Raw genomic sequence first — 25878 nt, forward strand, 5'->3', positions numbered from 1 at the left:
CGCTCCCTGCCGCGATGCCCTTGCGCCCCGATGCCGCCCCGCTGGAGGAATTGGCCGACCTGGCCCGGTCGGGCCGGCACCAGCGCCTGATCGATGCCAGCGCGGTTTGGCGGGCCGAGGGACGGGGGCTGGAGCCGCGTGTCGAGAGCTTCGTCGCGCTGGGCGACCTGGCCGCCGTGGCGGTGGCTGCCCAGGCGCTGGCCCGGCTGGTTGCCCAGCCGCCCCGCCTGGCGGTTGCGCGCCCGCCTGAGGCAGGGCGGGGTGCAGATGCGCCGCGGCGAGCTGCTGGTGGCCGCGCCGGCGCAGACGCGGCCGCAGGGGAGTGCGCCATGAGCGCCGCGCCCGAAGCGGAGCTGGAGGTCGTTCGTGGCGCCCAGCGGGGCCTGGCTGCGCCGCTCGATGTCGACGCCGTCGTCGCGGGGGGCGGCGACAAGCTGCGCGGCCAGCGGGGGGCGGATAACGCCGGGCGTGAGCATGGCTACAGCGAGGCCGACATCCGGCTGGCCGCCACCCTCGCCGGGGAGCCGGCGCCGACGGCGCCGCGCCTGGACGCCGGCCTCGGCGGCCGCCACCTGCTGCGCATCCTGCTGGTGGAGGACAACGCCGTGAACCAGAAGCTGGCGCTGCGGCTGCCGCAGCAGATGGGCTACCGGGCCGACCTGGCGGCGAACGGGCTGGAGGCGGTAGAGACGGTGCGGCGCCAGGCCTACGACATGGTGCTGATGGACGTGCAGATGCCGGAGATGGACGGGTTGGAGGCGTCGCGGCGCATCGTGGCCGGAGGCGAGCGGTCGCGCATCGTCGCGATGACGGCCAATGCGATGCAAGGCGACCGCGAGGCCTGCCTTGCCGCAGGCATGGACGACTACCTGAGCAAGCCCATCCGCGTCGAAGCGCTTGCGGCGGCGCTCCTCAGAACAACGGCCAGGGAGGCCTGAATGACCGCGCAGAACCAAGGCACCGAGGTCGACGAGGCGCAGCTGCTGGCGGTCCGGCTGCAGATCCTGGCCGACAACATGCGCGCCGGCATGGCGGCCGCCCTGCTGGTGCTGCCGCTGCTGGCGGCGGCCCTGGCCTATGGCGGAGGGCTGGACAGGCAGCGCTTCCTCGGCTGGGCCGCCATGGTGCTGCTGCTGCTGGCCGTCTTCTACGGGCTGCTGCTACCGCGCCACCAGCCCTGGGTGGCCGCCGGCCGCGCCCGCGACTGGCTGCGCCTGCAGTGGGTCTTCCACCTGGTGCTGGGTCTGACCTGGGGGCTGGCGGGCGCGCTGTTCTTCGAGCCCACGGTCATACGCCTGACCGTGCTGCTGGTGCTGGTGCTGGGCATGTTCGTCAGCTGCGCGACCGCGACGGCCGTGCTGCTGCCGCTGGCCTATGCCTTCATCCTGCCCTGCGCGCTGCCCTTCCTGCTCAGCTGCCTGGCGGCCGGCGCCGACCTGACCAGCCTGTTCGGCATGACGACGCTGCTCATCATGTTGAGCTCGCTGGCGTATGCGCATGTGTTCGCCAAGGCGCTGAGCAGCTCCATCCGCATGCGCTTCGAGAACCGGCGCCTGAACGAGGCGCTGACCGAGCAGCGCGTGCGCGAGCGCACCGCCGTGCTGGAAGCGGCGAGCGCGCACAAGTCGGCCTTCCTGGCCACCGTCAGCCATGAGATCCGCACGCCGATGAACGCCATCATAGGCATGAGCGGCCTGCTGCTGGACACGCCGCTGAGCGCCGAGCAGCGCGACTACGCCGCCACCATCCGCGACAGCGGCGAGACGCTGCTGACCATCATCAACGACATCCTGGACTTCTCCAAGATCGAGGCCGGCCGCATGGGCATAGAGCAGCACCCCTTCGAGCTGCGCGACTGCATCGAGTCGGCCCTGGACCTGATGGCCGTGCGCGCGGCCGAGAAGGGGCTGGAGCTGGCCTTCGAACCAGAGACGGAGCTGCCGCAGACGCTGCTGGGCGACGTGACGCGACTGCGCCAGGTGCTGCTCAACCTGTTGTCCAACGCGGTCAAGTTCACCGAGCGCGGCGAGGTCGTCATCAGCGTCCGGCTGCATGCCGGCGAGCTGCATTTCGCGGTACGCGACACCGGCATCGGGCTGACTCAGGAGGGGCTGTCCCGGCTGTTTGCGAGCTTCAGCCAGGCCGACAGCAGCACCACCCGCAAGTACGGCGGCACCGGCCTGGGCCTGGCGATCAGCAAGCGCCTGGTGGAGCTGATGGGCGGGCGCATGTGGGCCGAGAGCGACGGTCCGGGCCGGGGCAGCTGCTTTCGCTTCACGCTGCCGGCCGTGGCGGGCAGCGAGGCGCAGGCGCCGCGGCGCGAGTTCATCGGCGCCCAGCCGGCGCTGAAGGGCCGGCGCATGCTGGTCGTCGACGACAACGCCACCAACCGCCGCATCCTGGCCCTGCAGGCCGCCAAATGGGGCATGACCGTGCGTGACACCGAGAGTGCGCCGGAGGCTTTGCAGATGGTGATGGCCGAGTCATTCGACCTGATCGTCGTCGACATGCACATGCCGCAGATGGACGGCGTGGCGCTGGCGCACCGGCTGCGCGACGTCAAGCCAGAGCTGCCGCGCGTGCTGTTCACGTCGCTGGGCCGGCGCGAGGTGGAGGAGTCGCTGTTCGCCGCCGTCATGATGAAGCCGCTGCGCCAGAGCCAGCTCTTCGATACCCTCGTGACCGTGTTGCACCACGAGGCCGTCCATGCGCCGGAGCCGCCCGCCGCGCCGCGGCTGGACGCGCAGCTGGCCGCGCGCCATCCGCTGCGCATCCTGCTGGCCGAGGACAACGCCGTGAACCAGAAGCTGGCGCTGCGCCTGCTGGGCCAGATGGGCTACCGCGCCGATGTGGCGGCCAACGGCGTAGAGGCCGTCGAATGCGTGCAGCGCCAGCCCTACGACCTGGTGCTGATGGATGTGCAGATGCCCGAGATGGACGGACTGGAGGCCACGCGGCTCATCGTCGAGCGCCTGGGGGCGGGGCGGCCGCGCATCGTCGCGATGACGGCCAACGCGATGCAGGGCGACCGCGAGGCCTGTCTCGCCGCGGGCATGGACGACTACCTGACCAAGCCCATCCGCGTGGAGGCGCTGGTGCAGGCCTTGCAAGACTCGGCGCCGCGGTCATGATGGCGGGCCTGGCATCGGTCGTTGACGCGCGCCGCGGCGGCGCGGCGCAAAGGAGGGTCCTATGGCGGTGATCGACGAACAGGTGTTTGCTGCCCTGGTGGACAGCGCCGGGGCGGACTTCATGCCCGAGCTGATCGACTCCTTCCTGGAGGACGGACCGCAGGGCCTGGCGGCGCTGCGTGCGGCTGTCGCGGCCGGCGATGCCGCGGCCTTCCGCCGCGGCGCGCATTCACTGAAGAGCAACGGCGTGACCTTTGGCGCCCGGGCCTTCGCCGACACGGCGCGCGAGCTGGAGCACACGCCGCTGGCCGAACTGGGCGGCACTGCGGCGGCCCGCGTCGACGCACTGGGCGCGCTGTTCGACGCCGTCGCCGCCGCGCTGAGGGAGCGCCGCCATGCGTGACCGCCGTGCCAAGCGCGCGCGCATCCTGCTGGTCGAGGACAACCGCGTCAACCGCCTGCTGCTGGCCCGCCACGTCGAGCTGCTGGGCCACCAGGTCGAGATGGCGGAGGACGGCCTTGCCGCGCTGCAGCGGGTGCAGCAGGAGGGCTTCGACCTGCTGCTGGTTGACATCCACATGCCGGGCATGGACGGCATCGAGCTGCTGGAGCGGCTGCGCGCCAGCCCCGAGCTCAGCGAGCTGCCGGTCATCGTGACCTCGGCCGTCGAGGAGCTGGACCGCATCGTGCGCTGCATCGAGCTGGGCGCGGAGGACTACCTGCACAAGCCCGTCAACCTGGTGCTGCTGAAGGCGCGCATCAACGCCAGCCTCGAGCGCAAGCGCCTGCGCGACCAGCAGCGCGAGCTGGTGCGCCGCTTCGCGACTCGCGAGGTGGCCGAGGAGCTGGAGGCCGAGGGCTTCGCGCTGGGCGGGCGCAAGGTGCAGGCGACGGTGATGTTCTGCGACATCCGCGGCTTCACGACACTGGCGGAATCGCAGCCGCCAGAGGACATCATCGAACTGCTGAACACCTACTACACGCTGATGTTCGCGGCCATCAATGGCCATGGCGGCGTCGTCAACCAGATGATAGGAGACGGCCTGATGGCCATCTTCGGCGCGCCGCAGCCGCTGCAGTCGGCCGGCCGCTGCGCCGTGCTGGCAGCGGCCGAGATGATAGAGATGGTGGCTCAGTTCAGCCTGGAGCAGCGCGCCGGCGGAAGACCCGAGATCCGCGTCGGCGTCGGTATTGCCAGCGGCGACGTGGTGGCCGGCTACACCGGCACCCGCCAGCGCGCCACCTACACCTGCATCGGCGACACGGTCAATGTCGCCGCGCGCCTGGAGGCGCACACCAAGCTGGCCGACCGCGCGGTGCTGTTCGACGCCGCGACCCTGACCCAGCTCGGCGACGCGCTGCCCAGCGAGCCCCTCGGGCCGGTGCAATTCAAGGGCAAGACGAGCGCGATCGATGTATTCGCGTTGGTGCTGGAATGACCGGCGGTTACCACGATCGCCTGCTCGACGAGCTGCTGGCCCGGGCCTTCGGCGAGCTGGACGCGGCCACGCTGTCCCTGCTGCGCGGACAGCTGACCTGGGTGGAGCTGGCCGGCGGGCAGGCGCTGATGCGCCAGGGCGAGGCGGGCGACTCGATGTACCTGTCGGTCAGCGGCCGGCTGCGTGCCTATGTGGGCCAGGACGGCGAGGCGCCGCGCATGGTCAGGGAGCTGGGTCGGGGCCATGTCATCGGCGAGATGAGCCTGTACACGGATGCGCCGCGCTCGGCCACCGTCGTCGCCATCCGCGACTCGCTGCTGGTGCGCCTGGACAAGGCGCAGTTCCTGCAGCTCATCGAGCGTCAGGCGGGGGTCGGGGTCGCGTTGACGCGCCAGATCGTGCACCGGCTGCAGACCGAGCATGTCGTGGCCCCTTTCGCAGCGCCAGTCGTGCAGGCCATCCTGCCCATCACGGCAGGCGTGGACGTGGCGGCCTTCGCGGCGGGTCTGGCCGCGCAACTGGGCCGCTTCGGCCGCGCCTGCGTCATCGACGCCGCGGCGGTGCAGGCCGCCGTGGGCGCCAACGCCGCAGTGCATGACCGCGAGGTGTCGCGGTGGCTGGACGAGGTCGAGTCCGCCCACGACTACGTTCTGCTTGTCGCCGATGCCGCGCCGACGCCGTGGACGCGCAACTGCTGCCGCCATGCCGACGAGGTGCTGCTTTTGGCCGATGCGGCCGCCGTGCCGGCCGTGCATGCCAGCGAGACGCAATGCCTGGTCTCGCGGCCGCCGCGGGCGCAGTCCGCCGAGGCGGCCGAGATCCTGGTGCTGCTGCACGCGGCCGACGTGCCGGCGCCGCGCGGCACGGCGGCTTGGCTGGCGCGCCGGCCGGTGGCAGAGCATTTCCATGTACGGCCGGCCCTGGACCGCGACATGGCGCGGTTGGCGCGCCTGCAGGCGCGCCGCGGCGTGGGCCTGGTGCTGGCCGGCGGCGGCGCGCGAGGCTTCTCCCACCTGGGCCTGCTGCGCGCTTTGCAGCGGCATGGCGTCGAAGTCGACTGCGTCGGCGGCACCAGCATGGGCTCGGTGATGGCCGCGCTGGTGGCCTGCGACCAGCCGTTGCCGCGCGTCACGGATGTGGCGCGCGAGGCCTTCAGGCTCAACCCGACGGGCGACTTCAACCTGCTGCCGCTGATCTCGCTGATCCGTGGCCGGCGGCTGCGCGCCAGCCTGGACCGTGCCCTGGCCAACCTGGTCGGCGAGCGGGCCGGCATCGAGGACCTGTGGAAGCCCTTCTACTGCGTCGCCACCAATTACTCCCAGGCCAGCGAGCTGCTGCTGACCCATGGCCCGTTGGAGCGCGCGCTGCGGGCCAGCACGGCCATCCCCGGCGCGCTGCCGCCCGTCGTCATTGACGGTGACCTGCTCTGCGACGGTGGTAGCTTCAACAACTTCCCCGTCGACCTGATGCGCGCGCGGCGCGGCATCGGTTGCGTCATCGGCGCCGACCTGAGCCTGCACAAGGCCCGCAAGCTCGACTTCGACGAGGTGCCCGGCCCCTGGGCGCTGCTGCGCGACCGGCTGCGTCCGCGCGGCCGGCGCCGCTACCGCCTGCCCGCGCTGCCGGCCTATCTGCTCAATGTGACCATCCTCTATAGCAGCTCACGCCGCCGCGCCGCGCAGGCCGCCTGTGACGTCTATTTCAACCCGCCGCTGGAGCGCGTGGGGCTGCTGGCCTGGCAGCGCTTCGACGCCATCGTCGAGCAGGGCCATACCCACGCCGAGGAGGTGCTTGCGCGCCCCGAGGTCCAAGCCCTGCTGAGGGACCATCGGCACTACCGGACGGAGTCGCGTTGATGAGCAAACAGGCTGCAGGCAAGGCGCGAACCGGCGCCGGATCGGCTGCCCGGCGAGGATGTGCAGCGCCACATGCGGCCTGTTTGCCCATCAACCCTTCGAGAGGGCCCGTCGCAAGGGGGCACTCGGTGTTGCAGCACCTGCCCGCCAGACGGCGCGTACAGCGCACTGCCCCTGGATCGGCCCCTTGCGGCGGACCTTCTCGACCCTTCCCGTAGCGCTGATAGGCCCTTCATGACCGAAACCCTCGCCACCCTCCTTGGCTTGATCGGCGCTGCGCTGATGCTGGCCAGCTACCTGATGAAGAGCATGCTGCCGCTGCGCGTCGCGGCGCTGTCGGCCTGCTGCTTCCTCGTCGCCTACGGTGCGCTCAAGTCGGCGCTGCCGACGCTGCTGCTCTATGGCGCGCTGGTCCCCATCAACGTCAAGAAGACGCTGCAGATCAGGAAGCTGGTCAAGGCCATAGAGAACGCGCGCGCCGACACGCCGGTCTCGGAGTGGCTGCTTCCGCACATGCACCGCCGCACCGTGGCGGCCGGCACCGTCCTGTGGCGCAAGGACGATGTGGCGACCGAGATGCTCTACCTCGACGCTGGCACGCTGCGCCTGGTCGAGTACGACGAGACCCTTCGGCCCGGCGTCCTGGTCGGCGAGATCGGCCTGTTCGCGCCCGACAGGCACCGCACGCTGACGCTGGAGGCTACGAGCGACTGCGTCGTCTACAGCCTGACCGCCGAGGAGATGGCCTTGCTCTACTACCAGAACCCCAAGCTCGGCTTTCACGTCATGCGCCTCATCGTTGCCCGGCTGATGCGCGACGTGCAGCGCAGCCATCCGGTCGCCCCGGTCGAGGCATGAGGGGAACGCGCAGCCTGCGCCGCCAGCTCAGCCTGTTGCTGGGCGGCCTGGCCCTGGCAATCCTGGGCCTGGTGGGGGGCTATCTCGGCGCCATCGCCGCCGACGAGCTCTACACGGCCCAGCAGGCTGCCGTGCGCGCCACCGCCCAGTCCGCGGCCGAGCTGCTGGCCACGCAATTGCGCGACCGCGAGCGCGAAATCGAGCTGCTCAGCGGCGCGCCCCATCTCGTCGAGGGACCGCTGGACGCCGAGCGCGTGCGCGCCGCCCTGGAGCGGCGTGCGGCCCTGCACGACGAGTTTGCGTGGATGGGCGTCGCAGACCCTGCCGGCAAGGTGCTGCAGGCCACGGGCGGCATGCTGACCGGCCGCTCGGTCGCGCAGCGCCTGTGGTTCATCGCGGCGCGCGAGCGCATCTATGTGGGCGACGTGCACGACGCCAAGCCGCTGGCCGCGCTGCTGCCGGCCCAGCCCAACGACGAGCCGACCCGCTTCATCGACTTCGCCGCGCCCATCCGCGACGCCGAGGGCCGCCTGGCCGGTGTGGTCGGCGCGCACGCGCATTGGCGCTGGATCACCGGCATCGTGGACGGCGTGACGCGCCGCCAGCAGCCCGGCGGCGTCGTCGACGCTCTCATCATCGACCGTGAGGGCCGTGTGCTCTACCCCGAGGCACTGAAGGTGGCCCAGGCGGCCGGCGAGCCGGTGCTGCCCAAGGCGCCGCTCAACGGCCGCTTCGAGGGCTCGCTGCGCTTCGGCGACGGCAAGGACTACCTCGTCAGCGAGGCGCCGCTTCTGGCGCGCACGAACGCCGAGCTCGGCTGGCGCATCGTCGCCCGCCAGCCCATGGAGCTGGCCCTGCGCCCGGTGCACGAGCTGCGCCGCGAGCTGGTGCTGCTGGGCATCGTCGCGGCCGCCGCGCTGACGCTGGCGGCCCTGCTGCTGGCGCGGCGCGTCAGCAAGCCCGTCGAGCAGTTGGTGCGCATCGCCGAGCGCGTGGAGGCCGAGCGTCGGATTCCCGACTTCCCTGCCGAGCCCGCCACCCGCGAGCTGGCCAGACTCAGCGACGCGATGCGCTCGATGGCGCACTCGCTGCTCGAGACCGAGCAGGCCTTGCAGAGGACCAATGCGACGCTGGAAATCCAGGTGCAGCAGCGCACCGCCGAGCTGCAGGCCACCAACGCGGCGCTGGCGCACCTGGCCACGCGCGACCCGCTGACCGGCCTGCACAACCGCCGCAGCCTCGATGCCCGCCTCGCCGAGGCCCTGGCCCTGGACCGCCGCTACGGCGCCGCCAACGGCCGTGTGCACGGCCTGCTGCTGATCGACGTGGACCATTTCAAGCGGGTCAACGACGTCCACGGCCACCAGGCCGGCGACGCGGTGCTGCGCCAGCTCGCGCAGCTGCTGCTGGCCACGCTGCGCGTCAGCGATGTGGCGGCCCGCTTCGGCGGCGAGGAGTTCGCCGTGCTGCTGCCCGAACTGGGCGGTCCGCTGGATGCCGTCCTGACGGCGGAGAAGATCCGCTCGGCCGTGGAGGCCGCGACCTTCCCCGAGGTTGGTCGGCTGAGCGTCAGCATCGGTATCAGCCTGGTGTCCCCGGAGGACGCGGACGTGAGCCCGCTGATCGCCCGTGCCGACGCCGCGCTGTACGAGGCCAAGCGCGGCGGCCGCAACGCCGTCGTGCTGAAGCCGTGATCAGATCAGCTGCAGCGGCGCGCGGAAGACATAGCCGACGCGCGACTTGCTCTGCAGCGGCACCAGCGTGGGCGTGGCCCGCTCGATGCGGCGGCGCAGCCGGTAGATGGTGGCCGACAGGCCGTCGTCGGTCTCGCCCTCGGCCACTTCGCGGCCCAGCTTGTTCAGCAGGGCCTCGCGCGTGACCGGCTCGCCGCCGGCCTGGGCGAAGCATTCCAGCAGCTGGCGGTCCGCCTCGCTGAGTTGGATGCGCGTGCCGTCGGGCACCACCAGCTCGCCGCTGGCGCGGTCCAGCTTCCAGACGGCATCCGCCGCCGCAGGCTTGGCGACACGGCGCTGCACGGCGGCGATGGCCAGCGCCACCTGCTCGAACTGCACGGGCTTGACGAGGTACATGTCGGCGCCGGCCGTGATGACCTCGCGGAACACCTCGGGGCCGAGGCGGCCCGACACGACCACGACACCGGCGTCGGTGCGGCGGCGCAGGATCTTGATGAGTTCCACGCCGTTGACGCCGGGCAGCATCAGGTCGACGAGATAGAAGTCGAACGAGAACGCGTCAGGCGCCGCCAGCAGCGCGTTGCTGTCGTCGAAACGGCTGACCGCGATGCCCTGTTCCTGAAGGAACTGGGCCAGGAATTCCGAATACTCCGCGTCGTCGTCGATGAGGGCTAGGGTCTTGGGCTGCATGGCGGGCTGTGGGCTCGAGAGCAACCGTAGAGTTTGCCGCATGACGGAGGAGTCAGCATGCTTTCAATCGCTCCCGGCGTGTCGATTTACGCAGTCTTTATGCCATAAATGATTGACAACGGCGCGCCATTGTGTGAGATCTGCGAAAACCAGGCGGCCGGCGGTAGGTGGCCTCGCCCGCGGCGTAGGCCACGACGCACTGGGGTGCGGACATCGCGGCCTGTCGGCGGCCCCACATGGCGGCAGCGGAGCGCCGTCCGGCGTCAGGGTGTCGGCTTCTTCAGGCCAAGCGCCGCCCAGCCCGCGTGGCCCAGGCGGGCCAGCGTGTCGAGGTTGTTCTCGTAGATGTCGGCCGTGTCGGGCATGGCTTCGACGGCGCGCGCAATGCTGTCCTCGCGCAGCAGGTGCAGCGTGGGGTAGGGCGAACGGTTGCTGTAGTTGCCGATGTCGTCGGCCGTGCTGCCCTCGAACTGGTAGTCGGGGTGGAAGTCCGCGATCTGCAGGATGCCGTCGAGCTTGAGCTCCTCCACCAGCGCGTCGGCCGCGTCGAGGAAGTCGTTGAAGTCCAGGAAGTCGGTCAGCACATGCGGGTGGATGAGCAGCGTCGTGTCCACGTCCTCAGGGTCGGCGCGGTTCAGCGCCAGCAGCTCGCGGGCCAGCTCCTTCAGCAGCGCCTCCGGGTCGGTCGCGTCGCTGACAACATAGCGGATGCGTTCGTTGACATGGACTGCCTTCGCGAACGGGCAGAGGTTGAGGCCGATGACGGCCTTGACGACCCAGTCGCGGGTGTCGGTGATGACTTGATCGTGGTTCATTTCAGTATCAGTCTCGAAGATTGCGGGCACGAGCGCCGTGCCGCTCCCGAGCCGGCCCGCCGGGCGATGCGCCCGCGGCCCGATGTCGCGGGGATCGCCGTCCGCCCGAGGGCGCGGCTGGGGGTGTCCGCGTTCAGCGCGACGTGACCGGACGAGGGGCCAGCCAAGCCTCGGCCATGCGCACCCACATGGAGCCGCCCAGCGGGATCAGCTCGTCGTTGAAGTCGTAGCTGGGGTTGTGCAGCGTGCAGGGCCCCAGGCCGTGTCCGCCGATGCGGTGCTCGCCGTCGCCGTTGCCGATCAGGAAATAGCAGCCCGGCTTGTCCAGCAAGTAGTAGCTGAAGTCTTCGGCGCCCATGGTCGGCTCGAACTCCTGCACGTTCTCCGCGCCGACCATGTCGGCCAGCACGCGGCGCACGAAGTCGGTCTCGGCGGGGTGGTTGATCGTGGGTGGGTAGTTGCGGCTGAACTCGAACTCGGCCGTCAGCTCGAACGCGGCGGCCAGCTGCTCTGTCATGGCCTGCATGCGGCGCTCCAGCAGGTCCAGCAGCTCCAGCGTGAAGGTGCGCACCGTGCCTTCCATGACGACGGTGTCGGGAACCACGTTGGTGGCCTCGCCGGCGTGGATCATGGTCACGGAGATGACGCCGGGGTCTATGGGCCGCTTGTTGCGGCTGACGATGGTCTGGAAGGCCGTGACGAGCTGGCAGGCAGCCGGCACAGGGTCTATGCCCAGATGCGGCATCGCCGCGTGCGAGCCTTTGCCCCTGAGCGTGATCTTGAACTCGTTGCTGGACGCGAACACCGGCCCGGTCTTGACGGCGAACTGGCCCGCCTTCATGCCGGGCCAGTTGTGGGCGCCGAACATGGCTTCCATCGGGAACTTCTCGAACAGGCCGTCCTTGATCATCTCGCGGGCGCCGCCGCCGCCCTCCTCGGCGGGCTGGAACACGAGGTAGACCGTGCCGTCGAAGTTGCGGTGCGTCGCCAGGTGCTTGGCCGCGGCCAGCAGCATGGCCGTGTGGCCGTCGTGGCCGCAGGCGTGCATGCGGCCCAGGTAGCTGCTGGCGTGGGGGAACTGGTTGCGCTCCGTCATCGGCAGCGCGTCGATGTCGGCGCGCAGGCCCACGGCGCGGTCCGACGTGCCGTTCTTGACGATGCCAACGACGCCGGTCTTGCCCAGGCCGCGGTGCACGGGGATGCCCCAGTCCGTCAGCGCCTTGGCGATGACGTCGGCGGTGCGCTCCTCGTGGAAGCAGAGTTCGGGGTGCTTGTGCAGATCGCGGCGGATGGCCGTGATCGCCGGCGTGTCGGCCAGGATGGTGTCGATGAGCTTCATGAGCGGGTGACTTCAGGCGCTGTCATGGCTTGAGTTTAGGATTACGGCCGTGAACCTGCATCGCAACATCCGCGGCTGGCTGCTCTGGCTGGCATTTCTCCTGCCCATCGCGCAAGCGATGGCGGGGGTGCACGCGCTGTCGCACGTCACCGGCGAGCGCCAGGGTGACGGCATTGCCCACCTGGTTCATTGCGACCTCTGCCTGACCGCGGCCGACCTGACCGGCGCCGCGCCGCCCGCCGAGCCCAGCGTGCTGCCGGCCGGCGTCGCTGTCGAGGCCTGCGCCAAGGCGCCGTTGGCGGGCGTCGTCGAACGCGCCGCCGCCTGGCTCCCACCGGCCCGCGCGCCGCCCGCTTCCACCTGATTTCCCGGTCTTCCCGCGTCCCGATGATGGAGCGCGGGCTCCTGCGTTTTCTAGTGGAAGTTTTCCAATGCGTTCCTTTGCGCTGGCGCCTGTTGCGGCCGCCTGTTTCCTCTCGCTGGCCGCCCAGGCCGATCCCGCCCCGGCCGAATCCCTGGACAAGGTCGTCGTCACCGGCAACCCCCTGAAGAGCCAGGTTCTGGCCCAGCCCAGCGACGCCCTGTCCGGTGACCAGCTCGTGCTGACCCGCGCGGCCAGCCTGGGCGACACGCTGCAAGGCCTGCCCGGCGTGGCCGCCACCAACTTCGGCCCCAATGCCAGCCGGCCCAGCATCCGGGGCCTGGACGGTGACCGCGTGCGCATCCTGAACAACTCGGGCGCGTCGGTGGACGCGTCCAACCTCAGCTTCGACCACAGCGTGGCCATCGACCCGCTGGTCATCGACAAGGTCGAGGTGCTGCGCGGTGCGGCGGCGCTGCTGTACGGCGGCAACGCGGTCGGCGGCGTCGTCAACACGCTGGACAACCGCATCCCGCGCGTCTTCACGTCGGGACTGAGCGGCGCGGCCGAAGTCCGCCTGGGCGGCGCCAGCCGAGACAAGAGCGGCGCCGTCGTGCTGGACGGCGGCAGCGGCCAGGCGAACTCGGGCTTCGGCTGGCACGTCGACCTGGCCGGCCGCGATGCCGGGGACCAGGCCGCGCCGCGCTTCGACAGCGACGGCGAGAGCCGTACCAGCGTGCGCAACTCCGCTGCCCGCAGCCATGGCGGCGCCATGGGCGGCTCGGTGTTCTTCCAGGGCGGCTTCGCCGGCGTGTCGCTGGACGACTACCACACCGACTACGGCACCACGGCCGAGCCGAACGTGACCATACGCATGCAGCGCCAGCGCCTGGCCACGGCCGGCGAATGGGCCACGACGGACGGCCCGCTGCACCGCATCAGCTGGCAGCTCAGCCGCAACCGCTACGAGCATGTGGAGATGGAAGGCGACGTGGCCGGCACCACCTTCAAGAGCACCGGCACGGACGGCCGGCTGGAGCTGGAGCATGCCGCCTTCGGTCCGATCAAGGGCCTGGTGGGCCTGCAGACCGAGGCGCTGGACTTCTCGGCCCTGGGCGAGGAGGCCTTCGTGCCGAGCACGCGCACGCGCAACACCGGCGTCTTCCTGCTGGAGCAGGCCAAGCTGGCCGGCGTGGACTGGTCGGCCGGCGCGCGCACCGAACGCGTGACGGTGGACTCGGACGGCGGCGACCGCTTCGGGGCGCCCCAGTCGCGGCGCTTCCGCCCGCTGAGCCTGGCGCTGAGCGGCGTCGTCCCGCTGTCCGAGCGCTGGAGCCTGAGCGCCAACCTGAATCGCACCGAGCGCGCCCCGGCCTACTACGAGCTGTTCGCCAACGGCCTGCACGTGGCCAGTGCCGCGTTCGAGCGCGGCGACGCCAGCCTGGGCCTGGAGCGTTCCAAGGGCCTGGACGTCGGACTGAAGTGGGAGGGTGATGGCAGCCATCTGCACGTCAACGTCTACGAGACCCGCTTCGCCAACTACATCGCGCTGCAGGCCACCGGCGAGACGGCCGCCAATGGCAGCGAGAGCTTGCCGGTCTATGCGTTCCAGGCCGTGCCGGCGCGGCTGCGCGGCGTGGAGTTCGAGGGCCGCTGGCAGGTCCAACCGGCCCTTGCCGTGCTGAGCCAGCTCGACGCGGTGCGCGGCGACAACCGCGCCACCGGCGAGCCGCTGCCGCGCCTGGCGCCGCTGCGCGCCATGCTGGGCCTGGAAGCCAAGCATGGCGACTGGTCGGGCAAGCTGGAATGGCGCGGTGCCGCCCGCCAGACCCGCGTGGCCGAGTTCGACACGCCCACGCCCGGCTACGGCACGCTGCGCCTGTCGCTCGCCCGCCAGCTGCGCTTGGGCCAGACGGATGCCCTCTGGTACCTGAAGCTGGACAACCTCGCCAACAAGCTGGCCTACAACGCGACGGCCGTGCCGACGATCCGCGACCTGGCGCCCCAGCCGGGCCGCTCGGCCAGCACCGGTCTGCAGGTCAGGTTCTGACGCGAACAGCCGGGGCCCCGGTATAAATCCGGTGCCCCGGCGCCCTGGCGGCGGGCATCCTGCACCTGAGCAGTGCCTGCGCACCAGAAGCCGCCGCCCCGCGCGGGCGCGGAACTTGCGTCGCTGGCCCTGGGAACAGGAGCGACGATGCAGACCGCCTTTGACGAGATGACCGCCGCGGGAGGCACCACCCGCGCGCATTACGAGTCCTACGCCCGCTGGCTGGCCGAGCAACCCGAGTCGCTGATGCGCGAGCGGCGCGAGCAGGCCGAGCTGATCTTCCGCCGCGTGGGTATCACCTTCGCCGTCTATGGCGACAAGGACGCGGGCGAGGGCACCGAGCGCCTCATCCCCTTCGACCTGATCCCGCGCGTGATCCCGGCCGGCGAGTGGGCGTCCATGCAGTCCGGGCTGGCCCAGCGCGTGACGGCGCTGAACCGCTTCATCCACGACGTCTATCACGACCAGGAGATCCTGCGCGCCGGCATCGTGCCCGCCGACGAGATCCTGAACAACGCGCAGTTCCGCAAGGAGATGATGGGCGTGGACGTGCCGGGCGGCGTCTACAGCCATATCGCTGGCGTCGACATCGTGCGCGCCGGCCATGCCGACGGCAGTGGCCACTACTACGTGCTGGAGGACAACCTGCGCGTGCCCTCGGGCGTCAGCTACATGCTGGAGAACCGCAAGATGATGCTGCGGCTCTTCCCCGACCTGTTCGTGCAGCACCGTATCGCACCGGTGGCCCATTACCCCGACTTGCTGCTGGACACGCTGCGCAGCGTCGCGCCGCCCGGCGTGGCCGACCCCACCGTCGTCGTCATGACGCCGGGCATGTACAACTCGGCCTACTTCGAGCACGGCTTCCTGGCCCAGCAGATGGGCGTGGAGCTGGTGGAGGGCCAGGATCTGTTCGTCGATGGCGGCTTCGTGTACATGCGCACCACGCGCGGCCCGAAGCGCGTGGACGTCATCTACCGCCGCATCGACGACGACTTTCTCGACCCGCAGGTGTTCCGCGCCGATTCGCAGCTGGGCTGCGCGGGCCTGGTGGACGCCTACAAGGCCGGCCGCGTGACGCTGTCCAACGCCATCGGCACCGGCATCGCGGACGACAAGTCCATCTACCCCTATGTGCCGAAGATGATCGAGTTCTATCTCGGCGAGAAGCCCATCCTGCAGAACGTGCCCACCTATGTCTGCCGCGAGAAGGAGGGGCTGGCCTACACGCTGGCCCATCTCTCCGAGCTGGTCGTCAAGGAGGTGCATGGCGCGGGCGGCTACGGCATGCTGGTCGGGCCGGCAGCCACCCGGGACGAGGTGGCGGCCTTCCGCGCACGCCTCGTCGCCAACCCGGGCAACTACATCGCGCAGCCGACGCTGTCGCTGTCCACCTGCCCGACCTTCGTCGACAGTGGCATCGCGCCGCGTCACATCGATCTGCGCCCCTTTGTGCTGTCTGGGGCGTCCGTGCGCATGGTGCCGGGCGGGCTGACCCGCGTGGCCTTGAAGCAGGGCTCCCTGGTGGTGAACAGCAGTCAGGGCGGCGGCACCAAGGACACCTGGGTTCTGGAGGACTGAGCGATGCTGTCGAGAACTGCTGACCACCTCTTCTGGCTGAGCCGCTACATCGAGCGGGCCGAGAACACCGCGCGCATGCTGGACATCGCCTACCAGACCTCGCTGCAGCCGCAGTCCGCCATCGAGTCCGAGCAGACCTGGCGCAGCCTGGTCTCGATCTCCGAGCTGAACGGCGTCTACGGCGCCAGGCATTCGGCGATCAACAGCCGCAACGTCATGGAGTTCATGGTGGCCGACGAGAGCAATCTGTCGTCCATCTTCAACTGCCTGCGCGCCGCGCGTGAGAACGCGCGGGCCGTGCGCGGCGCGCTGACCACCGAGGTCTGGGAGACCATGAACCAGACCTGGCTGGAGCTGCGCCGCCTGCTGCGCGAGGGCGCGCTGACGCGCGACCCGTCGCAGCTCTTCGAGTGGGTCAAGTACCGCTCGCACCTGTCGCGCGGCGTGACGGTGGGCACCATGCTGCAGGACGAGGCCTTCCACTTCATCCGCATCGGCTCCTTCCTGGAGCGGGCCGACAACACCGCGCGGCTGCTGGACGTCAAGTTCTACCGCCAGGACGACAGCGGCACGGAGCGCGACGCAGCGCGCGACTTCTACTACTGGTCGGCGGTGCTGCGCTCGGTGTCGGGCTTCGAGATCTACCGCAAGGTCTACAGCAACGTCATCCAGCCCGACAAGGTCGCCGAGCTGCTGATCCTGCGTCCTGACATGCCGCGCTCGCTGTCGCACTGCATCACGCGCATGCTGGCCAACCTCAGGCGCGTGGCCAACGCCCAGTCCGGAGAAACGCTGCGTCGCGCCGGGCGGCTGGAGGCCCAGCTGGCCTTTGGCCGCATCGACGAGATCCTGGCCCAGGGCCTGCATCCCTTCCTCGACGGCTTCCTCGTCGAGGTGGCGGACCTGGGCAACGGCATTTCCCGCGACTTCCTCGTCTGAGGGCTGCACATGGCCATCCACGTCGCCCTCAGGCATGTCACGCGCTACCGCTACGACCGCCCGGTTCAGCTGGGCGCGCAGGTCGTGCGCCTGCGCCCGGCGCCGCACTGCCGCACGCCGGTGCTGTCCTATTCGCTGCGCATATCGCCGGCGGACCACTTCATCAACTGGCAGCAGGACCCGTTTGCCAACTACCTCGCGCGGCTGGTGTTCCCCGAGAAGACGACCGAGTTCACCGTCACGGTGGACCTGGTCGCCGAGATGGCGGTCTACAACCCCTTTGACTTCTTCCTGGAGCCGCAGGCGCAGACCTTCCCGTTCGCGTACGACGAGGCGCAACTGGTCGAGCTGGCGCCGTATCTGCAGGCCGAGCCGGCCACGCCACGGCTGGCGGCCTATCTGCAGGACATCCCGCGCACCGAGCGTGCCACCATCGACTTCATCGTCGAGCTGAACCAGCGCGTGCAGCGCAGCGTGTCCTACCTGATCCGCCTGCAGCCCGGCGTGCAGATGCCCGAGGAGACGCTGGAGAAGGCCTCGGGCTCCTGCCGCGACTCCGGCTGGCTGCTGGTGCAGATCGCCCGCCACCTGGGCCTGGCGGCGCGCTTCGTGTCCGGCTACCTGATCCAGCTGGCGCCCGACGAGAAGGCGCTGGACGGCCCCAGCGGCACCGAGGTGGATTTCACCGACCTGCATGCCTGGTGCGAGGTCTACCTGCCCGGCGCCGGCTGGATTGGCCTGGACCCCACGTCGGGCCTGCTGGCCGGCGAGGGCCACATACCGCTGGCCGCCACGCCCACGCCGGCCAGTGCCGCGCCCATCAGCGGTGGCGTCGACATGAGCGAGGTGGCGTTCGGCCACGAGATGAGCGTCACGCGCATCTACGAGTCGCCGCGCGTGACCAAGCCCTACACCGAGGCGCAATGGGCCGAGGTGCTGCGGCTGGGCGAACAGGTGGACCGCGAACTGGTCGCCGGCGACGTACGGCTGACCATGGGCGGCGAGCCCACCTTCGTCGCCGTCGACGACCGCGACGCGCCCGAATGGAACACCGAGGCGCTGGGTCCGACGAAGCGCGTCTATGCCCAGCAGCTGACGCACCGGCTGCGTGATGAGTATGGCCGGGGCGGCTTCCTGCATTTCGGCCAGGGCAAGTGGTATCCCGGCGAGCAGTTGCCGCGCTGGGCGCTGTCCATCTACTGGCGCGTCGACGGCCAGCCCTGCTGGCGCAACCCCGACTGGTTCGCCGACGAGCGCGAGGGCCAGGCCTACACCAGCGTGCATGCCAAGACCTTCATGGCCGCGCTGACGCAGCGCCTGGGCCTGCCCGACACCCATGTGCAGCCGGGCTATGAGGACACCTGGTACTACCTGTGGCGCGAGCGCCGCCTGCCGGTCAATGTGGACCCCTTCGACTCGCGGCTGGACGACGAGCTGGAGCGTGTGCGGCTGCGGCGCGTGTTCGGGCAGGGGCTGTCGCATGTGGTGGGCTATGTGCTGCCCATCCGCCATGCCGGCGACCCACCGCTGGGCGGCAGCCGCTGGCAGACCGGGCCATGGTTCTTCCGTGACGAGCGCGTCTATCTCTACCCCGGTGACTCGCCGATGGGCTGGCGTCTGCCGCTGGATTCGCTGCCCTGGGTGGCCAAGGGTGACTACCCCTACCTGATCGAGCAGGACCCGTTCGCGCCGCGCGGCACGCTGCCCGCGGCCGCAGCGTTGCGCGCGCAGACGCAGGGCGTCACGTCGGCCGGAACGGTGCCGGGCCTGCTGCGCAGCGCCGCTGGTGGTGCGGGCAGGGGCGGCGCCAGCGATGCAGGTTCCGCAGCTGACGGCAGCGGGCTGGTCGCCGACGGCGCGCCGAGCCGCTTCGAAAGCGCCGACGGCATCACGCGCACGGCGCTCTGCGTCGAGGCCCGCGATCCGCGCCGCGCCAACGGCCCGTCGGCCGAAGGCAGGGGCGATGCCTGCGGCGTGCTCTACGTCTTCATGCCGCCGCTGGAAAAGCTGGAGCACTACCTGGAGCTGCTGGCGGGGGTGGAAGCCGCCTGCGAGGACACGGGCTACAAGATCGTGCTCGAAGGCTACCCGCCGCCGCGCGATCCGCGCCTGAAGCTGCTGGCCGTGACGCCTGACCCCGGTGTCATCGAGGTCAACATCCACCCCGCGCACAACTGGGGCGAGTTGGTCCAGCACACCGAGTTTCTCTACGAGGCCGCGCGCGCGACAAGGCTGTCGAGCGAGAAGTTCATGATCGATGGCCGCCATTGCGGCACCGGTGGCGGCAACCACTTCGTGCTCGGTGGCGCAACGCCCATCGACTCGCCCTTCCTGCGCAAGCCCTCGCTGCTCGCGTCGCTGCTGGCCTACTGGCACAACCATCCAAGCCTGAGCTACCTGTTCAGCGGTCTCTTCATCGGCCCCACCAGCCAGGCGCCGCGTGTGGATGAGGCTCGCAACGACCAGTTGCGCGAGCTGGAGATTGCGCTGGCCGAGATCCACAAGCTGGGCGATGAGCACGCGCCGCCGTGGATGATCGACCGCATGCTGCGCAATGTGCTGGTGGACGTGACCGGCAACACGCATCGCAGCGAGTTCAGCATCGACAAGCTCTACTCCCCGGACTCGGCCACGGGCCGCCTGGGCCTGCTGGAGCTGCGCGCCTTCGAGATGCCGCCGCATGCGCGCATGAGCATCGTGCAGCAACTGCTGCTGCGAGCCCTCATCGCCCGCTTCTGGCGCGAGCCCTACCGTGCGCCGCTGGTGCGCTGGGGCACGGCGCTGCACGACCGCTGGCTGCTGTCGCATTTCGTGCGCGAGGACTTCGCCGATGTCCTGCGGGACATGCAGGAGGCTGGCCATGCGCTGGACGCCGCCTGGTTCTCGCCGCACTTCGAGTTCCGCTTCCCCAAGTACGGCGAGTTCGCCGCGCGCGGCGTGCACGTGACGCTGCGCGGCGCGCTGGAGCCCTGGCATGTGATGGGCGAGGAGGGCGCGGCCGGCGGCACGGTGCGCTATGTGGACTCGTCGCTGGAGCGACTGGAGCTGCATGTCAGCGGCCTCGTCGACCCGCGCCACCGCCTGACGGTGAACGGCCGGCCCGTGCCGCTGCAGCCCACCGGCCGCGTCGGCGAGTTCGTCTGCGGCGTGCGCTACCGCGCCTGGCGGCCGCCATCGGCCCTGCACCCCACCATAGGCGTCCATGCCCCGCTGACGGTGGACCTCGTCGATGCCTGGCAGCAGCGGTCGCTGGGAGGCTGCCGCTACTTCGTCGCCCACCCGGGTGGGCGCAACTACGCCACGCTGCCCGTCAACGCCTACGAGGCCGAGAGCCGGCGCCTGGCGCGCTTCGCGGCACTGGGCCACACGCCGGGCCGGGTCGAGGTGGGCGAGCCCTGGCGCAGCATGGAGTTTCCATTCACGCTGGACCTCAGGACAGTATCCTGAAGCCATGCGCATCCAGATCCAACCCGGCGTCCATCTCTTCGTCGACATCGAGGGCCTCGGCCAGGTCCCCGACGGCCCGGTGCTGCGGCACAAGCCCACGCTGGTTCTCATCCATGGCGGCCCCGGCTTCGACCACACCGGCTTCCGGCCCTTCTTCAGCCGCTTCGCCGATCTCTGCCAGATCGTCTACTTCGACCTGCGTGGTCATGGCCGCAGCGACCCGCGGCCGCCCGAGGAATGGCGGCTGGACGTGTTCGCGGACGATGTGGTGCGGCTGTGCGACGCGTTGGGCGTCGTCAAGCCCATCGTGCTGGGCCAGAGCTTCGGCGGCTTCGTCGCGCAGCGCTACCTGGCGCGCCACCCGGCGCATCCGGACAAGGTGGTGCTGTCCAGCACCTCGCACCATTTCGGCCTGGCGCGCAAGATCGAGCGCTTCGGCGCGCTGGGCGGGCCTCAGGCCGCCGCGGCCACGCGCGAGTTCTGGGAGCACCCCGGCCCGGCGAGCTGGGCTGCCTACGAGAAGCATTGCCGCCATCTCTACAACACCCGGCCCAAGAACCCCGATGCCGGTCGCTGGATGATCTTCAAGCCCGAGATCCTGTTCACTCACACGCGCACGGAGCTGCCCGGCATGGACCTGCGCCCCGGCCTGGCCCGGGTGCAGTGTCCGGTGCTGGTGATGGCCGGCGAGGAGGACCCCGTCACGCCGCCGCAGGATGCCGAGGAGATCGTCGCCGCGCTGCCCGCGGCCTGGGTACGTTTCGAGCGTTTCGCCGGCGTCGGCCACGGACCCTGGCGCGACGACCCCGAGGCCGCCGAGCGCGTGCTGCGCGCCTTCCTGCAGAGCCCCTAGGCGGCCTGCCTCGCCCATGCCCGAGCTCACCCCCAGCCAGTGGAGCCTGCTGCCCGACGAGCCCGAGGAGGTGCTGGCGCCGGATCCGCTGGCGCAGGCGCTGTCGGCCGCGCTGCGCAGCCGTGACGGCCATTTCTACGAGCTGACCGGCCAGGTCAACCGCCCCGGCGAGCCGCAGGGCGGCCTGGCGCCGCGCTGGCAGCGCTTCTTCGCCGCCGGCGGCGCGGCCGGCTGGCAGGAGCTCAGCGCCAAGGCCTTGCGCGTGCAGCGCCGCGTGCTGGAGGACGGTGCCAGCTACAACGTGCACAGCGACGCGCCGCCGCTGCCCGGCCAGGACGACAGGGACGGCGCGCCGCTGGCCCGCCACTGGCCGCTGGAGCTGCTGCCGCTGCTGATCGAGCCCGGCGAGTGGCGCGGCATCGAGGCCGGCATCGCCCAGCGCGCCCGCCTGCTCGACGCCGTCATGGCCGACACCTATGGCGAGCGCCGCCTGCTGCAGCAGGGCCTGCTGCCGGCCTCCCTTGTGCTGGCCCATCCGCAGTACCTGCGTGCCATGCATGGCAGCCTGGCCACGGGCGGCGTGCACCTGCATGCGCTGGCCTTCGATCTGACGCGCTGCGCCGACGGCCATTGGTGGGTGGTGGGCCAGCGCACGCAGGCGCCCTCAGGCCTGGGCTATGTGCTGGAGAACCGGCTCATCATCGCCCAGCAGTTCCCCGAGGCCTTCCGCCAGATGGCCGTGCAGCGCCTGGCGGCGAGCTACCGTGACTTCATCCAGACGCTGACCCGACTGTCGCCGGCCGGCGAGCGCAGCCGCGTTGCGCTGCTGACGCCGGGGCCGCGCAACGAGACCTACTTCGAGCAGGCCTTCCTGGCGCGCTACCTGGGCATCACGCTTGTGGAAGGCGCCGATCTGACGGTGCGCGCCGACAAGGTCTACCTCAAGACGCTGGGCGGCCTGGAGCGCGTGCATGTGCTGCTGCGCCGCGTCGACGACACCTGGCTGGACCCGCTGGAGCTGCGCCCCGAGTCCATCCTTGGCGTGCCGGGGCTGCTGCAGGCGGCGCGTGCCGGCGAGGTCGTCATCGCCAACGCGCCGGGCGCCGGCTGGCTGGAGAGCCCGGGCCTCACCGCCTTCTGGCCCGGCGTGGCCCAGCAACTGCTGGGCGAGACGCTGACGCTGCCGGCCATCCAGAGCTGGTGGTGCGGCGAGGAGAGCGCCTGGCGGGCGTTGCGCCCGCGGCTGGCGGAGTACATCGTCGTGCCCACCTTCTCGGCCAGCGGTGCGACGCGCAGCTTCTCGCCCATCGTCGTGGCCGAGCTGGACGACGAGCAGCGGGGGCAGCTGGCTGCGCGCATCGACGCCGATCCCACCGCCTACACGCTGCAGGCGCGCGTCAAGCCCACCAAGCAGCCGGTCTGGACGCGCGGTGCGCTGGAGCCGCGTGTGGCCGTGCTGCGCGTGTTCGCGCTGACCGACGGCCAGGGCGGCTGGACCGTGTTGCCCGGCGGCCTGGCTCGCGTGGCGCCCAAGCGCGATCCGCTGGCCGACGCCTGGCTGTCCATCCAGCGCGGGTCCTTGAGCGCCGACACCTGGGTCATGACTGACGGCGAGGTCGACGCGACGACGCTGCTGCCCCAGCCATTGCAGGCCGCCGATCTGGCGCAGGTGCACTGGACCGTGACCAGCCGCGCCGCCGAAAACCTGTTCTGGCTGGGCCGCTACACCGAGCGCGCCGAGAACAGCGCGCGGCTTGCCCGCCACGTCATCGAGGCCAGCGTCATGGTGCGGCGCGGCGCCATGCCGGCACGCATGCTGCCGCTGCTGGACGCGCTGGCACGCCGGCACGGCCTTGTTGGCCCCGAGGCGCCGGGCTCGGCCGACGACCCGCGCGGCTTCGAGCGAGCGCTGCTGACGTCGCTGTTGCCGGGCTCCGGCGTCACCAGCGTCGGCTGGAACCTTCGCGCGCTGCAGGGCTGCGCCCAGGCCCTGCGCGAACGCCTGTCGCCCGAGGCCTGGCGCCTCATTCACGAGACGGCGGCGCAGTTCGAGCAGCATCTGCGCGCCGTGCTGGACCGCCCAGGCGCCGCCGTGCCGATGACCGACGTGCTCAACGTGCTGACCCGCGCCGACACCCACCTGGCCGCCATCACCGGCGCCCAGACCGACCGCATGACGCGCGACGATGGCTGGCGACTGCTGTCCATAGGCCGCCAGATCGAGCGCCTGTCGTTCCACGCCGAGGTGCTGGCCGAGACCTTCGAGCGCGACCTGGGCCTGACCGAGGACGGCTTCGGCCTGCTGCTGGGCGTGTTCGACTCCACCATCACTTATCGTGCCCAGTTCCAGGCGCGGCGCGAGGCACCGCCGCTGCTGCACCTGCTGGTGCATGACACCGACAACCCGCGCTCGCTGGCCTGGGTCGCGCGCACGCTGCGCGACCGCTTCACCAAGCTGGCCCGCCACGACCCCGGCTGGGCGGCCGATGTCGCCGCCGGGCTGCCCGTGCCCGAGGCCTGGCCGCTGGCGGAGCTGGCGGCCGCGGGGCCGGCGCTTGCGGAGCACCTCAGGCGCGCGGCGACGCAGGCGGGCGAGCTGTCCGGCCTCATCAGCCAGCGCTATTTCGCCCATGTCAGCGGCCCGGAGCAGCGGGTATGGCAGTGAGCGCCGCGCCGTGCCGCCCCAGCCAAGCTCGCTCCCGCTCGACGGTACAGCGCGCAGCGCCAGGGGGGTATCCATGACGGTGAAGCTGGCCGTCCACCATGTCACCGAGTACACCTACGAGGACTCGGTGGAATGGGCCTATCACGCCGCCTGCCTGGCGCCGCGCGACACACCCTGGCAGAAGGTGGGCAGCTGGCGGCTGGACATCGCTCCACTGCCGGACGGCTGGGGCATAGACGGCCTGGAGCTGGACATGGCCGAGCTGACCCGCCATCTGCGGCGCGACCCCTGGGGCAACCGGCATTTCAGCTTCGGTCATGCGCGCATGCACGAGAAGCTGGTTGTCGACAGCCGCTTCGTCGCGGAGCTGCAGGCCCGTCCGGCGCCGGACCCGGCGCGCGGGCCGGGCTGGGAGGCGGTCGCCCAGGGCCTGCGTTACCGCGCCGGGCGGGCGCTGCAGGAGGCCGACGAGTTCGCGCTGGCCTCCGCCTATGCCGCACCCGATGAGGCGCTGGCCGCCTATGCCCGCCGCGCCTTCGCCCGCGGCCGCACACCGGCCGCGGGCGGCCTGTCGCTGATGCGCCAGATCCACGCCGACCTGCGCTATCTGCCGCACAGCACGACGGTCGCCACCCGCGCGGCCGACGCGCTGGCGCAGCGCAGCGGCGTCTGCCAGGACTTCGCCCATGTCTTCATCGCGGCCTGCCGCTCGCTGGGCCTGGCGGCGCGCTATGTGTCGGGCTACCTGCTGACGCGCCCGCCGCCGGGGGCGCCCCGGCTGGTCGGTGCCGACGCCTCGCATGCCTGGGCCGAGCTGTGGTGCCCGGAGCAGGGTTGGCTGGCGCTGGACCCGACCAATGCCCAGCCCGCGGGCCTGGACCATGTCACACTGGCCTGGGGCCGCGACTACGCCGACGTGGCACCGCTGCGCGGTGTGCTGCGCGGCGGCGGGTTGGCGACGCTGCGCGTGGGCGTGACGGTGGAACCCTGGGACGGGGACGGCCAGGGCAGCCCAGCGACTAGCGCCTGACCTTGCCGTCGGCCGTCAACATGGACAGCTCGACGAAGCTGGAGCCCACGTGCCGGTTGGGCGAGAACTGCAGCCGGTAGCCGCGCGACTCGTAGCCTGACAACGTCTCCAGCGCGGCGACCAGGCCCTCGCGCGTCGGGCGACTGCCCAGGCGGCGCAGGCCGTCCACGACGACACGCGCCGCCAGATAGCCCTCGATGCTGGTGTAGTTGGGCTCGGACTTGGCGTCGAAGCGCCGCAGGGCCTGCTGGTAGTCCTCCACCAGGCCCGCTGCGGCGCCGAAGGGAGAGGGCATCACCTGCGAGACGACGACGCCGGCGGCGTCCCTGCCCAGCTCGTCGGCCAGCGCCTGGGTGCCGACGAAGGAGACGTTGTAGAACTGCCCGCCCCAGCCGGCCCGGCGGGCCTCGCGGATGAAGGCGGCGCAGCTCTTGTAGGCGCTGATCTGCACTATGGCCTCGGGCTGGCCCGGCAGCAACGCCTTCAGCGCGGCGGCCACGTCGGCGCTGTTGCGCTCCACGGTGGCGACGGCCAGGGGCTGCAGCCCGCGCTTCTCCAGCGCGCGCTGCACGCCCTTCAGGCCAGCCTGGCCGTAGGCGTCGTTCTGGTGGAAGACGGCGATCTTCTTCAGGTCCAGCTGGGTGAGCTGTTTGACGATGAGCTCGGTCTCGTCGTCGTAGGACGCGCGGATATGGAAGACCAGGCGGTTGAAGGGGGCGCGCAGCGATTCAGCGCCGGTGAACGGCGCGATGAACGGCAGCCTGGCGGCGGTGGCCAGCGGCAGTGCCGCCAGCGACGTGGGCGTGCCGACGTAGCCGAACAGCGCGAAGACCTCGTCGTGGACGAATCTCTCGGTGTTGGCCCTGCAGCGCTCCGGGTCGTAGCCGTCGTCCAGCGTCTTCAGCACGATGGGCAGGCCGCCCACGCCGCCGGCGGCGTTGACGGCCTCGAAGTAGGCGCGGGCGCCGATCTGCATCTGCAGGCCCAGCTGGGCCGCCGGGCCGCTCAGCGGCACCGACTGGCCGAGCACAAGGCCGCGCTCCTGGGCGCGGGCGGCATCGGCCGCCGGTAGCGCGAGGCCGGCCAGCGCGAGCTGATGGAAGCGGCGTCGGGTCTGCATGGGCCATGAT

Annotated in this window: 19 protein-coding genes; 15 read left to right on the forward strand and 4 right to left on the reverse strand. The window is 71.0% G+C overall.

Annotated features, from left to right (window positions below; all coding sequences use genetic code 11):
- Positions 1 to 14: 14 nt before the first annotated feature.
- The 7 genes from JOY88_RS15580 (at position 15) to JOY88_RS15610 (ending at position 8978) form a co-directional block, all read left to right on the forward strand.
- A complete protein-coding gene (locus JOY88_RS15580; RefSeq protein WP_293503545.1) occupies positions 15 to 938 on the forward strand; it encodes a response regulator in 924 nt (307 codons plus the stop codon).
- Positions 939 to 3131 carry a response regulator gene (locus JOY88_RS15585; protein ID WP_293503546.1) on the forward strand — a complete coding sequence of 731 codons (2193 nt, stop codon included), beginning with the start codon at positions 939 to 941 and terminating at the stop codon, positions 3129 to 3131. It abuts the gene before it with no gap.
- Between the two features lie 61 nt (positions 3132 to 3192).
- Positions 3193 to 3534: an Hpt domain-containing protein gene (locus JOY88_RS15590; RefSeq protein ID WP_293503547.1), complete on the forward strand. Its 342-nt coding sequence runs from the start codon at positions 3193 to 3195 to the stop codon at positions 3532 to 3534.
- Positions 3527 to 4570 (forward strand): adenylate/guanylate cyclase domain-containing protein, encoded by a 1044-nt coding sequence (locus JOY88_RS15595; RefSeq protein ID WP_293503548.1) that lies wholly within the window; start codon positions 3527 to 3529, stop codon positions 4568 to 4570. The genes JOY88_RS15590 and JOY88_RS15595 overlap by 8 nt, the downstream gene beginning before the upstream one ends.
- Positions 4567 to 6426 (forward strand): patatin-like phospholipase family protein, encoded by a 1860-nt coding sequence (locus tag JOY88_RS15600; protein WP_293503549.1) that lies wholly within the window; start codon positions 4567 to 4569, stop codon positions 6424 to 6426. Before JOY88_RS15595 ends, JOY88_RS15600 begins: the two co-directional genes overlap by 4 nt.
- Positions 6427 to 6660: 234 nt before the next feature.
- Positions 6661 to 7284, forward strand: coding sequence for a Crp/Fnr family transcriptional regulator (locus JOY88_RS15605; RefSeq protein ID WP_293503550.1), 624 nt, complete (start codon positions 6661 to 6663; stop codon positions 7282 to 7284).
- The gene (locus tag JOY88_RS15610) at positions 7281 to 8978 is read left to right on the forward strand and encodes a sensor domain-containing diguanylate cyclase (RefSeq protein WP_293503551.1); all 1698 of its coding nucleotides are present in this window, start codon (positions 7281 to 7283) and stop codon (positions 8976 to 8978) included. The genes JOY88_RS15605 and JOY88_RS15610 overlap by 4 nt, the downstream gene beginning before the upstream one ends.
- Here JOY88_RS15610 and JOY88_RS15615 read toward each other — a convergent pair whose 3' ends face one another.
- The 3 genes from JOY88_RS15615 to JOY88_RS15625 form a co-directional block, all read right to left on the reverse strand.
- Positions 8979 to 9668 carry a response regulator transcription factor gene (locus JOY88_RS15615; RefSeq protein WP_293503552.1) on the reverse strand — a complete coding sequence of 230 codons (690 nt, stop codon included), beginning with the start codon at positions 9666 to 9668 and terminating at the stop codon, positions 8979 to 8981.
- Between the two features lie 263 nt (positions 9669 to 9931).
- Positions 9932 to 10483, reverse strand: a complete 552-nt coding sequence (locus JOY88_RS15620; RefSeq protein WP_293503553.1) for a DUF1415 domain-containing protein — start codon at positions 10481 to 10483, stop codon at positions 9932 to 9934.
- Between the two features lie 133 nt (positions 10484 to 10616).
- On the reverse strand, positions 10617 to 11822 hold the full coding sequence (locus JOY88_RS15625; RefSeq protein WP_293503554.1) for a M20 aminoacylase family protein: 1206 nt from the start codon (positions 11820 to 11822) through the stop codon (positions 10617 to 10619).
- A gap of 49 nt (positions 11823 to 11871) precedes the next feature.
- Here JOY88_RS15625 and JOY88_RS15630 point away from each other — a divergent pair, with 49 nt between their 5' ends.
- From JOY88_RS15630 to JOY88_RS15665, 8 genes are all read left to right on the forward strand, one after another.
- The gene (locus JOY88_RS15630) at positions 11872 to 12186 is read left to right on the forward strand and encodes a hypothetical protein (RefSeq protein ID WP_293503555.1); all 315 of its coding nucleotides are present in this window, start codon (positions 11872 to 11874) and stop codon (positions 12184 to 12186) included.
- Between the two features lie 67 nt (positions 12187 to 12253).
- Positions 12254 to 14233, forward strand: a complete 1980-nt coding sequence (locus JOY88_RS15635; RefSeq protein WP_293503556.1) for a TonB-dependent receptor — start codon at positions 12254 to 12256, stop codon at positions 14231 to 14233.
- A 147-nt stretch (positions 14234 to 14380) separates the two neighbouring features.
- Positions 14381 to 15814, forward strand: coding sequence for a circularly permuted type 2 ATP-grasp protein (locus tag JOY88_RS15640; RefSeq protein WP_293503557.1), 1434 nt, complete (start codon positions 14381 to 14383; stop codon positions 15812 to 15814).
- A 3-nt stretch (positions 15815 to 15817) separates the two neighbouring features.
- Positions 15818 to 16753: an alpha-E domain-containing protein gene (locus JOY88_RS15645; RefSeq protein ID WP_293503558.1), complete on the forward strand. Its 936-nt coding sequence runs from the start codon at positions 15818 to 15820 to the stop codon at positions 16751 to 16753.
- Between the two features lie 9 nt (positions 16754 to 16762).
- Positions 16763 to 20200 carry a transglutaminase family protein gene (locus JOY88_RS15650; RefSeq protein WP_293503559.1) on the forward strand — a complete coding sequence of 1146 codons (3438 nt, stop codon included), beginning with the start codon at positions 16763 to 16765 and terminating at the stop codon, positions 20198 to 20200.
- A 4-nt stretch (positions 20201 to 20204) separates the two neighbouring features.
- Positions 20205 to 21053 (forward strand): alpha/beta fold hydrolase, encoded by an 849-nt coding sequence (locus JOY88_RS15655; RefSeq protein ID WP_293503560.1) that lies wholly within the window; start codon positions 20205 to 20207, stop codon positions 21051 to 21053.
- Positions 21054 to 21069: 16 nt separating this feature from the next.
- Positions 21070 to 23718 carry a circularly permuted type 2 ATP-grasp protein gene (locus JOY88_RS15660; RefSeq protein WP_293503561.1) on the forward strand — a complete coding sequence of 883 codons (2649 nt, stop codon included), beginning with the start codon at positions 21070 to 21072 and terminating at the stop codon, positions 23716 to 23718.
- A gap of 73 nt (positions 23719 to 23791) precedes the next feature.
- Positions 23792 to 24748, forward strand: coding sequence for a transglutaminase family protein (locus JOY88_RS15665; RefSeq protein WP_293503562.1), 957 nt, complete (start codon positions 23792 to 23794; stop codon positions 24746 to 24748).
- Here JOY88_RS15665 and JOY88_RS15670 read toward each other — a convergent pair.
- Entirely contained in the window at positions 24738 to 25868 is a 1131-nt protein-coding gene (locus JOY88_RS15670) for an ABC transporter substrate-binding protein (RefSeq protein ID WP_293503563.1), read from the reverse strand. The two genes, JOY88_RS15665 and JOY88_RS15670, sit on opposite strands and share 11 nt — an antisense overlap.
- Positions 25869 to 25878: the final 10 nt, after the last annotated feature.

This window comes from Roseateles sp., from assembly GCF_019237615.1.
Lineage (GTDB): Bacteria > Pseudomonadota > Gammaproteobacteria > Burkholderiales > Burkholderiaceae_C > Pelomonas.